Source organism: Rhizobium sp. 10PS4 (assembly GCF_032464805.1).
In the GTDB taxonomy this organism is placed as follows: Bacteria; Pseudomonadota; Alphaproteobacteria; order Rhizobiales; family Rhizobiaceae; genus Rhizobium; species Rhizobium laguerreae.
Genome location: NZ_JAWDIW010000003.1, coordinates 269,949 through 283,167 on the forward strand (window position 1 = coordinate 269,949; position 13,219 = coordinate 283,167).

The window sequence follows — 13,219 nt, forward strand, 5'->3', positions numbered from 1 at the left end:
ATGAGCGATCAGACTATCGACACGGCCGAAAAGCCTGAATTCTACCTGACGGAAGATCATCATCCGGAAAACAGCACCAACCTCGGCTTCTGGCTCTACCTGATGAGCGACTGCCTGATCTTCGCGGTGCTGTTTGCGACGCACGGCGTGCTCGGCCGCAATTATGCCGCCGGCCCCTCGCCCGCCGATCTGTTCGATCTGCCGATCGTTGCCCTCAACACCTCGATGCTGCTCTTCTCCTCGATCACCTACGGCTTCGCGATGCTGCAGATGGAGCGGAACGCAAAGGCGGAAACGCTGTTCTGGCTTGGTGTGACCGGCTTGTTCGGTGCAGCCTTCATCGGGCTCGAACTCTACGAGTTCATCCACCTGATCCACGAAGGCGCCGGGCCGACGCGCAGCGCCTTCCTCTCCTCCTTCTTTACGCTCGTCGGCACCCACGGACTGCACGTCACCTTCGGCATCATCTGGCTAATCACGCTGATGGTGCAGGTGTCGATGCACGGGCTGATCGAGGCCAACCGCCGCCGCCTTATGTGCCTTTCGATGTTCTGGCACTTCCTCGACGTCGTCTGGATCGGCGTCTTTTCCTTCGTCTATCTGCTGGGAGTTCTCGGATGAGTTCGCAAGCACCTGCCCATGAGGATGCCCACGAGGCTCATCACGGCCACAGCCACGGCCATCAGGCCGGCCATGGCACGTTCCGCAGCTACATGACGGGCTTCGTGCTTTCCGTCGTCCTGACCGCCATTCCCTTCTGGCTTGTCATGGCCGGCGTATTCGACAGCCCGGCGTTGACGGCGGTGCTGGTGATGGGCCTCGGGGCGATCCAGATCGTCGTCCATATGGTGTTCTTCCTGCACATGAATACCAGGAGCGAGGGCGGCTGGACGATCATGGCGCTGATCTTCACCCTCATCATCGTCGCCATCGCGCTTTCCGGTTCCCTCTGGGTCATGCATCATCTCAACACCAACATGATGCCGATGAGCCCCGAGATGATGAAGAACATGCCGTGACGGTCACGAAGGGGCGGCGCCAGCCCGCAGCGGTTCAGACCACCAGCGGTTCAGCCCCGAGCAATTCAGACATAGGCAGGGCATGAGTGAGGCTCCCTCGCGAACATCGGAGAGACGGCGCTATCAGGTAAAACGCGCGATCTTCGCCGTCTGCCTGGTGCTGCTTGCCGCAGCACTTTCCGCACTCGGCACCTGGCAGGTCGAGCGCCTGGCCTGGAAACGCGACCTCATCGCCCGCGTCGACCAGCGTGTGCACGCGCCACCCGTGCCGGCACCGGCACGCGCCGACTGGGAGAAGGTCAATGCCACCGATGACGAATATCGGCGGGTGACCGCGGCCGGGATGCTGGCGAACGACAAGGAAACGCTGGTCTATGCCTCGACCGCGCTCGGTCCGGGTTATTGGGTGATGGCGCCGCTGACGCTTGCCGACGGGACATCAATCCTCGTCAATCGCGGCTTCGTGCCGACCGACCGGCGCGATCCGGCCACGCGCCGCGAGGGGCAACCATCAGGCCCGGTCGAGATCACCGGGCTGATGCGGATGACGGAGCCGAAGGGATCGCTGCTGCAATCCAATGACGTCGCGGCCGACCGCTGGTATTCGCGCGATGTCGCTGCGATCGCTGAAAAGCGCGGCGTCGGTACGGTCGCGTCCTATTTCATCGACGCCGATGCTACCGCCAATCCGGGCAGCCTGCCTGTCGGCGGCCTCACGATCATCGATTTCCCCAACAACCATCTCGTCTACGCGATCACCTGGTACGGGCTGGCGGCGATGGTGCTGGCATTGCTGGTGTTCATTCTTCGCGGCGAGAGGGGGAGCCGGGTTCGGCCAAGGCCTTAACCTCGTCGGCGATCCTTATGAAGCAACCCGGCTGATCGCTTCGGCGAGCTGCGCCTGTGAGAAGGGCTTGCCGAGGCGGGGCAAGTCGACGATGTCGGCCCCTTGCGGGATCTCGGCGTAACCGGTTGCGAGGATGATCGGTATGTCGGGCCATTCGCTGCGGATCGCCTGGGCGAGCTGCGCGCCCGTCATGCGGGGCATGGCATGGTCGCAAATCACTAGGTCGACCTGCTGTTTGCGCAGGATGTCGAGCGCCTCGGGACCCGCCATCGCCTCGAACACGGTATGGCCGAGATCCTCCAACATCAGTGTGGTATTCATCAGGACCAGACCATCGTCGTCGACGGCGACGATGCGCAGCCGGCGCGCCGCATTGTCCTCCTGCTGCGGCCGGTCGGGGGTCGCGCCGGTTACCTGTTCCATCATCGCGACCGGGAACCACAATTCGGCCGTCGTGCCTTCGCCGAGGCTGCTCTTCATCATCAGGCGGCCGCCGGACTGGGACGCAAGGCCCTGCACCATGGAAAGGCCGAGACCGGTGCCCTTGCCGACACCCTTGGTCGTGAAGAACGGCGTGATGGCCTGCTCCAGCGTCCTTGCATCCATGCCCTCGCCTTCGTCGATCACCGCGATGCGGACATAGCGGCCGGGCGACAGCGGACCCTTGCCTGATGGCAGCGATTCTTCGGAAGCGCGAAGCACGATCCGACCGCCGGACGGCATGGCGTCGCGGGCGTTGACGACGAGGTTCAGGATCGCCATCTCCAGCTGGTTCGGATCGGTCAGGATCGTCGGCAGCCTGACGGGGAAAGATGTCTCGATCACGGTGAGGGGGCCGAGCGAACGGCTCAGCATATCCATCATGCCACGGACCAGGCCGGAGACGTCGATCGGCTCCATGTGCAGTTCCTGCCGGCGGGAAAAGGCCAGCATGCGCTGGGTCAGCGCAGCACCCCGCTGGGCACCCTGCATGGCATTGTCGACCAGCGATGTCAGCGAGAGATCCTGTGGCATGCGTTTCTTCAGGATTTCGAGACTGCCGAGCACAGCCATCAGCAGATTGTTGAAATCATGGGCGATACCGCCGGTCAATTGACCGATCGCCTCCATCTTCTGCGACTGGAAGAGCTCTTCGCGCGCCTGCTCCAGTGCCCGCTGGGTCTCCATCTTCTCGGTGATATCGCGGGTGATCTTCGCGAAACCGATCACATCGCCTTCCTCGTCGCGGATGGCATCGATGACGATGCTGGCCCAGAAACGGGTGCCGTCCTTGCGGACGCGCCAGCCTTCCCTCTCGAACCGGCCTTCGGCGCGCGCGATGCCAAGCGCGGTCTCCGGCAGGCCGGCTTCGCGGTCTTCGGGGGTATAGAAGGTCGAGAAATGCCGACCGATGATTTCTTGCGGCCGATAGCCCTTGATACGCTCGGCGCCAAAATTCCAACTGCTGACATTGCCTTCGGGATCGAGCATGTAGATCGCATAGTCCGAGACGCCCTGGACGAGCCGGCGGAACTGTTCCTCGCTCTGGCGGATCGCCTTTTCGGCCGCCCTGCGCTCGGTCAGGTCGCGGGTGATTTTGGCATAACCGATGAGTTCGCCGGAGGGACGGCGGATCGGATCGATGATCACATGCGCCCAGAAGCGGCTGCCATCCTTGCGCTGGCGCCAGCCTTCCCCCTCGAACCGGCCGTGCTCGACCGCCGTGGCCAGAGCGCGCTCCGGAATTCCCGCGGCGCGATCCTCTTCCAGATAGAAACGGGAAAAATGCTGGCCGAGAATTTCGGAAGGCCTGTAACCCTTGAACCGCTGAGCGCCGGTATTCCAGCTGGTGACGATGCCTTCGGGGCTCAGCATATAGATGGCGTAGTCGGTGATGGCATCGACCAAAAGGCGAAAGCGTCCCTCTTCGTCAAGAGACGTATCATGTCGATTCAGCGCTTCCATCGGCCCCTCTGAGTCACCAGCGCTTTATAACGCCGCGACGGACAGATGGTTCCGAAACGGCGGCGAATTTTCAGACCGCCTTGACCTGGGGATAGAACCGCTCACTGATCCGCTCGGCAGCGGCATAGGCCTGCGAGACGATCTCCGGCACGAGATCGATATCGGGCAGGCTGCCGAGGCCGAGCGGGCCGACGGCAAAGAGCCCGGCGACCGTCGAACCGTCGTCGAGGAAGGGCTCGCCGCGCGCATTGACCGCCAGGCCAAGCGAGAGCTCGTCCGGCATGGCGAGGCCGGCGGAAAGCAGGCTCTGCATCAATGGCGCTGAAAGATCCGGCGCCTGGCAGCGGCAATCGATGATGCGCTCGGCATGGATGACCTCCTCAACTGTGGAACCGGCCGGCGTGAAGAATAGGCCACTCAGGCCCCGGCGGCCGGCCCGGCCGCGACGCAGCACCGTGCGGCCTTCGGCAAGCTCGCGTTTCAGGCGTAGGTGCATGGCCTCCGGCAAACGGTTGCGGTGACTGTCGTAGATCGCCCTGAGGTGGCGGTTGAACTGATGTTTGTCGCGGGCCGGCAGCGAGCGCCAAAGCGAGCGGGCATGTTTTCTGAGGCCGTTCATTACCGATTGCCAGCTTCGCCCCGCTTCCTCCGCCTCGCGGCAGGCTTCACGGATAAAGCGCACGATCTCCGGCAGGCTCTGCGGCAGCGTCTCGGCCGGAAACACCGGATCGGCGGAATTCGGCGTATGACTCTGGGGCAGGAAGCCGCGCCTTGAAATGATCGTCACCTGGCCGGCATAGCCGGAATCGCGCAGCTGTAGCAGCTGGTCGACGACGCGGATGCCGCTGCCGAGCAGCACCGCATGCGGCCGCGCGACGAGCCGCTGGGCCCTGATCGGCGAAGCGTCCTCGCCGCCGGCATCCGGCGCAGTCAGGCCGAAGCCGGTGGCGAGGATCACGGTATCGAACAGCGGATTGGCGGGATTGGCGCTTTCGAGCAGGAAGCGGTTGCCGTGGCTCCTGCGGATCGCCACGACCGGATCGTTGCAGACCTGGACCGTGATGTCCCTGCGCGCGGCGAGTGCTTCCGAAAAGCGCTGGTAGACATAATCGCTGAAGATCTCCTTCGGCACGAAGATCTGCCGAAATCCGGGAATGGCGGCCTGCACGGCGGCGCGGAAGGCGGCGTTGCTGCAGAGCCAGTCGTTGAAATCGTCGTTGTCGCCGACCGAGACCGAGAGATCGCGCACACGGGTGTTGAGGATCGTCGAGGAGCGAGCCGAGGCCAGCGCCTGCCCGCCGCTGACCGACGAATTTGGATCAAACAGCTGCAGGTGGAAAGGCGCGCGCACCGTCTTCATCAGCGCGATGGCCGTCATCATGCCGGAAAAGCCGCGCCCGACGATCGCAATACGCGGCACAGCTGATATCTGCGCTGCCGCACTGGCTCTCGCGGAAAAAAGTCCCTGAACCGTCATCGCAACTCCTTTGCGGCTTCATCCGCACCGTGTGTCGATCGAGGTTTCAACGCATAAAAAAGCGGTTCACGCGTTGATGAGGTTCATGCGGCCATTCACTACACTTGCCGCGGCATCCGGGTCCAGACCAGCGGCCCCGCAAGAGAACTAGGAGTGCAATTACGCTCGTCCATAGTCTATCAAACTGGTAGTGTATGAAAGCGGTAAATGGCGCAGGTGGCAAGAGGTTTGTTGTCACATCTTTTGAAGTTATTGAAATATAATACAATTTAGAAGTGTTCCGTGGAAGTGTGGCCGGGTTTTGCATCCCGAACTGCGAATTGATCTCAAAAATGTCAGGTCGGTAGCGACCTCAGCTGCCCTCGCCCGGATATTGTTTTGCTTTCAGCAGGCCGGCCAGATGCACCGTGTTGCGCGCCAGCATGTCGACGGCTTTGGTCACGACCTTCGGCACCTTATCAAGTTCGACGAAATTGGTGGAACCCATTGCCTCGCCGACCCAGTAGGCGACCGCATTCGCCGGAATGGTGAAGCCGACGTCGTTCAGCGCCTGGAAGAGCTCGGCCGACACGTGATGGGCGCCGTCCTCATTGCCGACGACGGCAACGGCCGCGACCCTGCCATAGGAAACCATGCGGCCCCCTTCGTCCGTCTCCTCGAGGAAGGCGTCCATGCGCTCCAGCGCCCGCTTGCAGACACTGGATGGCTGTCCGAGCCAGATCGGCGTCGCCATCAGCAGGATATCGGCGTCCAGCACCTTGGCGCGAATATCGGGCCAGTCATCGCCGGCGCCTTCGTCGGAGGTGACGCCGGCCTTGACGTTGAAATCGGCCAGCCGGACAACCTCGGTCACGACGCCGTGTGCGGACATCGCCTTGTCGATCAATCCGATCATCCGGTCGGTTGAGGACGCGTCCTTGGTATCACTGGTCTTCAGCGTGGCGTTGAGGGCGAGAGCTTTCAGAGGCATGGGTCTCTCCGGCACCGGTCGGCAGTTGGCATTTGCCTGCTGCAACCTGTTCGCGCCCAGATTGTTCCCGCCCGGACGCGAGGAGACCTCACGTAAAAATAACCAACTGGTGAATTCTTTACTTGAACCCCCAAATGGAATCGGCAAAAGTGAAGGTGCTATCAATCCCTTCATGGATTTGCCGTCTTTTCGGGCCAGCGTCCGACCACACATCTATTGGAAAAAATACCGTGAGCAGCGATGCGTTAATACGCGCGACGAAGCCTTCGGCTTCGATGGCGCTTGCAACTGCGGCAGGCTGGGGCCGAGGCCTCTACACCTTGGTCCGCATCACCATGATGGCCTTCCGCCACCCCTGGCAATCCGGCTTTGCGATCGGTGCCACGCTTGTTGCCTCCACCTTCCAGCTGATGATCCCGCGCCTTCTCGGCCAGGCCGTCGACCACACGCAAATGGCGATGAGCGGCGGTGCGGCGGGCCAGGCGGCACAGGACGCGCTTCTAACCACGGCGCTGCTGCTGCTTGGCGCCAGCGTGCTGCGCGGCCTCTTCACCATGGTGCAGAACTATTACAGCGAAGCCGTCGGCCATCACATCGGCTACGAGTTGCGGCTGGCCTGCTACGAGAAGATCCAGCGGCTCTCCTTCAGCTTTCATGACACCGTGCATTCCGGCGACTTGATCACCGTCGGTCTGCTCGATCTCGAAGGCGTGCGCATGTATTTTTCCACCGCGCTCGTCCGGATGATCCTGCTGACGATCCTGATCGGCATCGGCGCCTATATGCTACTGTCGACCGATGTCGTCCTCGGCCTGCTGGCGCTCTCCTTCGTGCCCTTCGTCGGCTGGCGCTCGTCGGTGACGCAGCTCAGGCTGCGAGCCACCTGGCTCGACCTGCAGGAGCGGCTTTCGGTGCTGACCCGCATCATGGAGGAAAATCTCGGCGGCATCCGCGTCGTGCGCGCCTTTGCCGCCCACGAACACGAGATTTCGAAATTCGAGGCGGCGTCGAAGAGCGCGCTGGCGCTCGCGCATCAGCGCGTCGGCATCCGCGTCACCAACACCAGCGCCATGACCTTCTCCTTCTTCGCGGCGATGGGCCTGGTGCTCTGGGTCGGCGGAGGCAAGGTGATGTCGGGGGAAATCACCGTCGGCACGCTGGCCTCGTTCCTGACCTTCATGACCATCCTGCAGATGCCGGTGCGCCAGCTCGGCCTGATGGTCAACGCCTTTGCCCGCGCCTCCACCTGCGGCTCGCGCCTCTTCGCCCTGCTCGACCTCGACATCGCCATCAAGGATGCGCCAGATGCCAAGCAATTGGCGGTGACGGACGGCGTGCTGCGCTTTGAAAATGTCAGCTTCGCCTATCCGGGTTCTGAAAAGCGCACCGTGCTCGACGATGTCTCCTTCGAAGCCAGGCGCGGCCAGACGATCGGCATCGTCGGGCCTCCGGGCAGCGGCAAGTCGACGATCGCCCATCTCATTCCCCGCTTCTACGACGTCAGCGGCGGCAGGATCACGATCGACGGCCAGGACATTCGCAAGGCGACGCTGCAATCGCTGCGCCGGGCGGTTGCCGTCGTGCAGCAGGATTCCTTCCTGTTCACGACGACGATCGAAAACAACATCGCCTATGGCGATCCATGGGCGAAGGAAGGCCGCATCGAACGCGCCAGCGAAAGCGCCCAGCTGCACAATTACGTGCTCGGCCTGCCCACAGGTTACGGCACCGTCGTCGGCGAGCGCGGCGTTTCGCTGTCCGGCGGTCAGCGCCAGCGTCTTTCGATCGCCCGCGCGTTGATGCTGAAACCGGCGGTGATGGTGTTCGACGATTCGACGGCGGCGATCGACGCGGCCACCGAACAGCGCATCCGCGGCGCCATGCGCCGCTATGCGGCCGACCGCGTGACGATCATCGTCGCCCATCGCCTGAGCTCGCTGATGCATGCCAACCAGATCCTGTTCGTCGAAGACGGCCGGATCGTCGAGCGCGGAACGCATGAGGCGCTGCTTTCGCTCGGCGGGCGCTACAAGGCGCTCTACGACCTGCAAGTGCGGCCGGGCGACGAGGTCTTGAGCGCCTAGCGATGAATTCCCTTCTTCTGCCCTCGGGGAGAAGAGCGGACAAGCAATGACTATGCAGGCCACCGGACGTGATGGCCGCGGGAGGAATGGCATGGCCGAAGAACTGGAAACCGAGCGTCCCGACGTTCGCGAGGATGGACGCCGCCCGCCGCGAGCGGTGGTCGGTTCACACCGCGTCGAGGAGGAGATGTTCGGCAAGGCCTTCGATGGCAACATCGTCAAGCGCATCTGGGTTTTCGTTCACCCCTATCGCCGCCAGGTCCTGTGGTCGGTCGTCGCCGTTCTGACGTTCACGATGATGCAGCTCACCATCCCGCTGATCATCCGCTATGCCATCGACCACGGCATGTCGCCGGGCGGCGACCATTCGGCTCTGGTCTGGTCTATCGTCGCCTTCACCATCGCCATATCAATCAATTATGCGGCAAGCTATGCGCAGGAGACACTGGTCGGCGGCGTGGCCGAGGACGTGCTCTTCGATATCCGCAAGGCAATGTTTTCGCATCTCCAGCGCGTCTCGCTGTCCTTCATGGACAAGACCGAAGTGGGACGGCTGATGTCGCGCCTGCAGGGCGACGTCAACTCGATGCAGGAATTCCTCGAAACCTCGGTGCTGTCAGTCGGAGACACCGTGCTGCTCTTCGGCATCGTCTTCGTCATGCTCTATCTCGATTTCAAATTGGGGCTGCTGACGCTCTCGGTGCTGCCGGTGCTGTTCATCGTCCGGCTGTTCTGGCTGCCGCTGGCGCGCAAATCCTTCATGGCCGCGCACGAGACCAATTCGGTTGCGAATGGTGCGCTTGCAGAAGCGATCCACGGCGTGCGTGCCGTCCAGAGCATGGATAGGCAGGGCGTCAACTTCACGCTTTACGACGACAAGGCGCATGCCAACCTCAAGACGCATCTGACGGCGGCGCGCTATGCGCAGGTGATGGTGCCGATCGTCGACAGCCTGACCGGCGTGGCGATGGCGCTCGTCATCGTCGTCGGCGGCGCCCGCGTTCTCAATCAGGCGCTCGATGTCGGCGTGCTCGTCGCCTTCCTGTTCTACATCCAGCGCTTCTTCGACCCGATCCGTTCGCTGACCCTGCAATATTCGGTGATGCAGCGCGCCATGGCGTCGGGCCAGCGGCTGACCGAAGTGCTCGACGTGCCTGTCGACATCAAGGACGCGCCCGATGCCAAAGCCTTGTCGCGCGACATGGACGGATCGGTGGAATTCAAGGACGTCGTCTTCGGCTACAATCCGAAACATCCGGTGCTGAAGCACGTCAGCTTCAAGGTCAATCCCGGCGAGACGGTGGCGCTGGTCGGGCCGACGGGGTCCGGCAAATCGAGCTGCATGTCGCTGATCCATCGCTTCTACGATGTGCAACAGGGTCAGGTGCTGGTCGGCGGCGACGATGTGCGTGATCTGACACAGGATTCGCTCGGAGCTGAAATCGCCATGGTGCTGCAGGAACCCTTCCTCTTTACCGGCACCGTCTTCGAAAACATCCGCTACCGCAAGCTGGAGGCGACGCGCGAACAGGTGCTCGAGGCGGCGAAGGCCGTCGGCGCGCATGACTTCGTTATGCGCCTGCCCGATGGTTACGACAGCGTTCTCGGCGAGCGCGGCGGCAACCTTTCGCTCGGCCAGCGCCAGCTTTTGAGCTTTGCCCGCGCATTGGTGGCGGACGCGAAGATCCTCGTGCTCGACGAGGCGACGGCCAATATCGACAGCTATACCGAGATGCTGATCCAGAAGGCGCTGGTGAAGCTGCTCGAAAACCGCACCGGCCTTGTCATTGCCCATCGCCTAGCGACGATCCGTGAGGCGGACCGCATCATCGTGCTGCAGAACGGCGAAATCATCGAAAGCGGCGACCACCGCCAGCTGATGAAGAACGGCAAGCTCTATTCTAAGCTCTACAATCTGAACTACTCCTCCTTCGACGACATTCCCGAAGATGTGCTGGAAGAGACGACGGCAGCGGAGTCGGCGACGTGATCTCAGGCGACATGCATTAATGCCTGTCGCAAAGTTTGAACGAACAAACGCCTTGCTGCCGCATTTATTTCCTATCGGGGACGAGTGCCACTGAGGAGAATGTTATGAAGAGAATTATTAGCAGCCTGTTGATCGCAACGGCCCTTGTTGGATCGGCCATTCAGCCCGCTGCCGCGCGTGATCGCCATCACCACGATGATACGGGCCGGGCTATCGCCGGTGGCGTTGCCGCAGGCGTCGTCGGCGGTCTGATCGGTGGCGCGATCGCCAATAGCGGCCCTCGCTACGTCGATGGTCCGCGTTATGTCGAACCCGCGCCGAGATGCTGGTATGAGGACCGCGATGTCCGCAACCGCTATGACGGCGGCTATCATATCGAAACCGTGCGGGTCTGCGAGTAGCGGGCAGACCTGGCCTTCCTATGGCGGCGCGGATCTGATTATTCGTCGTCGCCGTTGATTTTCGCCATCACCGAGGCTGCATCCGCAAGCCTCGGTTTTTCTTTGCTGGGCCAATGCAGTTAGCCTGCGGTCACTCCCATAGCAGAAATTTCTGGCTGCCTCGGCCGCCTGTCATGCGGCTGTTAGAGATGACCAATAGCTGAAGGCCGATGAATGATGGTCCAGTGAACGGCGACAAGACGCCAAAGAAAGAACGCATGCGCTTCGTCAGCGCCGAGCAGGTGGCGCAACTGGCGGGCGTTTCGCGCTCCGCCGTCTCGCGTACCTTCACGCCGGGCACCAGCGTAGCGCCGGCAACGCGCGAAAAGGTGCTGCGGGCGGCAGAGGAACTTGGCTACCACGTCAACGATCTGGCGCGCGGCGTGCTTGCCAACCAGAGCCGCCTGGTCGGCATCGTCGCGACCCGGCCGGAAGTGGGTTTTCGCGCGCATCTGGCCGCAGCGCTTGCCAAATGCCTGATCAAACGCGGCAGCATCCCGATTCTCATCAATACCGGCCAGACGGAAGACGAGCTGCTCGCCGCCCAGAAGATGCTGATCGGGCACCGTGCCGAGGCGATCATCATCCTGTCCGGCTCGCCGCCGGCGAGTTTCTTCGAACTCGCGCAGCGAAATGGCCAGCCGCTCGTGGTGATCGGCCGTTCGGAACCCGATGCCGACCATGTGCGCGCCGGCAACTCCGAGGCCTCCCGCAAGGCGGCGACGGCCTTTTACGAAAGCGGCAGACGGCGGCTGGCGGTCATCGGTTCCAACACCGGAACGCCTTCCATCATCGAGCGCGAAAGCGCCTTCCTGTCGACGGCCGGATCGCTCGGTGTATCCGTCGTCGTCGGACGCGGCGGCGATTCCGACTATGACGGTGGCGTCACCGCCGCACGCGCGCTCTTCTCGCAGACAATAAAGCCAGACGCCGTTTTCTGCGCCAACGACCAGATTGCCTTCGGACTGATGGATGTCGTGCGCCTGGAAGCGCGGCTGCGCATCCCCGAAGACGTCGCCGTCATCGGCTTCGACGACGTGCCGGAATCCTCCTGGCTGAGCTATCAGCTGACCACCTTCCGCCAGGATCCGTTGACCATGGCGCAGCGCGCCGTCGAACTGATGGAGCGGCGGCTTGAAAACCCGGGCTTGCTTCCGGGCTACGAACGCGTCATTCCGGAGCTTGTCATCCGCCAGAGCTTCAGACCCTGACCCTCCCCCACGGCTTTTCGCAGGCTCCATCCTGTGGCAAGAAGGGTTGACGCGTGAACCGGGAGGAAGATCGACGCAGATGAGGGGAATCCGCCAGCTCGCCGAGCATCTCGATATTTCGATCGGAACGGTGTCCCGTGCTCTGAACGGCAAGCCCGACGTCAACGACGAAACGCGCCGGCGCGTGCTCGCCGCCGCCGAAGAGCTCGGTTACGTCGCCAATCAATCGGGCCGCAGCCTTCGCCAGGGCATGACCAACGTCATCGGGCTGATGCTCGAAGTGAGCCGCGAGACGGTCGAAAACAGCGACGACTTCTTCCTTGGCGTCACCGACGGGCTGCAGAGCGTCTTTTCCCGCCACAAGCTCGATCTCGTCATGCTGCCCTGTCCCGATGACGAGGACCCGCATGAATATCTGAAGCGCATGGTGGCGCGCCGGCTTGTCGACGCGCTGATTATCTCGGCGACACGACGCACCGATAGGCGTATCGAGCTTCTGGAAAAGGCCCGCATCCCCTTCGTGGCGCTTGGCCGCAGCGCGTCGGGCGGCAGCTACACCTGGATGGACCTCGATTTCGAGGGCGTGGCGGCGCGCGGCGTCGACCGGCTGGTCGCCAAAGGCCACCGACGGATCGCGGTGGCCGCCCCCTCCTCCGACATCAATCTTGGCTATCTCTTCCTCGACGCCTACCGCCAGGCGCTGCAACGGCACGGTATTGCCTTCGACCCGGCCCTCGTCATCCGGGTCAAGTCAAGCGAACAGGGCGGTTATCAGGCCGGCCACGAATTGTTGATGATAGAAGAGCGGCCGACGGCGATCATCCTGATCCACGAGCTGATGGCGATCGGGCTTTACCGCCGGCTTGCCGAGGCCGGCATCGTGCCAGGCCGCGACCTCGCCGTTGTCGGTTTCCGCGAGGAGCCGCGCACGCATTTCCTGCAGCCAACGCTGACCTCCTTCCGCATGTCGCTGCGCGATCTCGGCGCGCAGCTCGGCGAAACCCTGCTCGCCACCATGCCGGCCTATGCCGATCATTATCCGCAGGGCGCCCGCAACAGGATCTGGCCGTTGGAACTCGTTCCCGGCGAAAGCGACGCTTTCACGCTCAATCAAAGAAATGGAGCATGATATCGTCGCAAAACCGTCAAGCATGATCAGCACCGGCACCACTTACCACATGCCAATGATGTACCGTATCCTGCTACCTACGCCGGACACTTAGCCATCATCCCAGCT

Annotated in this window: 11 protein-coding genes; 8 read left to right on the forward strand and 3 right to left on the reverse strand. The window is 62.6% G+C overall.

The genetic code is table 11. The annotated features are described in order from the left end of the window. The 3 genes from cyoC (at window position 1) to RWJ89_RS07060 (ending at window position 1,866) form a co-directional block, all read left to right on the forward strand. On the forward strand, window positions 1-621 hold the full coding sequence (gene cyoC, locus RWJ89_RS07050; protein ID WP_025397699.1) for a cytochrome o ubiquinol oxidase subunit III: 621 nt from the start codon (window positions 1-3) through the stop codon (window positions 619-621). Beyond that, the gene (gene cyoD / locus RWJ89_RS07055) at window positions 618-1,019 is read left to right on the forward strand and encodes a cytochrome o ubiquinol oxidase subunit IV (RefSeq protein WP_077979958.1); all 402 of its coding nucleotides are present in this window, start codon (window positions 618-620) and stop codon (window positions 1,017-1,019) included. Before cyoC ends, cyoD begins: the two co-directional genes overlap by 4 nt. A gap of 82 nt (window positions 1,020-1,101) precedes the next feature. Next, window positions 1,102-1,866 carry an SURF1 family protein gene (locus tag RWJ89_RS07060; protein ID WP_316030752.1) on the forward strand — a complete coding sequence of 255 codons (765 nt, stop codon included), beginning with the start codon at window positions 1,102-1,104 and terminating at the stop codon, window positions 1,864-1,866. A gap of 15 nt (window positions 1,867-1,881) precedes the next feature. Here RWJ89_RS07060 and RWJ89_RS07065 read toward each other — a convergent pair whose 3' ends face one another. The 3 genes from RWJ89_RS07065 to RWJ89_RS07075 form a co-directional block, all read right to left on the reverse strand. Then, the gene (locus RWJ89_RS07065) at window positions 1,882-3,810 is read right to left on the reverse strand and encodes a hybrid sensor histidine kinase/response regulator (protein ID WP_316030753.1); all 1,929 of its coding nucleotides are present in this window, start codon (window positions 3,808-3,810) and stop codon (window positions 1,882-1,884) included. A gap of 70 nt (window positions 3,811-3,880) precedes the next feature. Beyond that, a complete protein-coding gene (locus RWJ89_RS07070) occupies window positions 3,881-5,287 on the reverse strand; it encodes an FAD/NAD(P)-binding protein (protein WP_316030754.1) in 1,407 nt (468 codons plus the stop codon). A 352-nt stretch (window positions 5,288-5,639) separates the two neighbouring features. Continuing rightward, window positions 5,640-6,257: a flavodoxin family protein gene (locus RWJ89_RS07075; RefSeq protein WP_316030755.1), complete on the reverse strand. Its 618-nt coding sequence runs from the start codon at window positions 6,255-6,257 to the stop codon at window positions 5,640-5,642. 122 nt (window positions 6,258-6,379) lie between these two features. Here RWJ89_RS07075 and RWJ89_RS07080 point away from each other — a divergent pair, with 122 nt between their 5' ends. The 5 genes from RWJ89_RS07080 to RWJ89_RS07100 all read left to right on the forward strand — a co-directional run bounded on the left by RWJ89_RS07080 (window position 6,380) and on the right by RWJ89_RS07100 (window position 13,111). Continuing rightward, window positions 6,380-8,341, forward strand: coding sequence for an ABC transporter ATP-binding protein (locus tag RWJ89_RS07080; RefSeq protein WP_206105837.1), 1,962 nt, complete (start codon window positions 6,380-6,382; stop codon window positions 8,339-8,341). Window positions 8,342-8,432: 91 nt separating this feature from the next. Then, window positions 8,433-10,331 (forward strand): ABC transporter ATP-binding protein, encoded by a 1,899-nt coding sequence (locus RWJ89_RS07085; RefSeq protein WP_316030756.1) that lies wholly within the window; start codon window positions 8,433-8,435, stop codon window positions 10,329-10,331. A gap of 104 nt (window positions 10,332-10,435) precedes the next feature. After that, window positions 10,436-10,732, forward strand: coding sequence for a hypothetical protein (locus RWJ89_RS07090; RefSeq protein ID WP_017957793.1), 297 nt, complete (start codon window positions 10,436-10,438; stop codon window positions 10,730-10,732). 209 nt (window positions 10,733-10,941) lie between these two features. Further along, complete coding sequence (locus tag RWJ89_RS07095) at window positions 10,942-11,982, forward strand: LacI family DNA-binding transcriptional regulator (RefSeq protein ID WP_131662433.1); 1,041 nt, start codon at window positions 10,942-10,944, stop codon at window positions 11,980-11,982. Window positions 11,983-12,061: 79 nt separating this feature from the next. Further along, window positions 12,062-13,111, forward strand: a complete 1,050-nt coding sequence (locus RWJ89_RS07100) for a LacI family DNA-binding transcriptional regulator (protein WP_316030757.1) — start codon at window positions 12,062-12,064, stop codon at window positions 13,109-13,111. The last annotated feature ends 108 nt before the right edge of the window (window positions 13,112-13,219 follow it).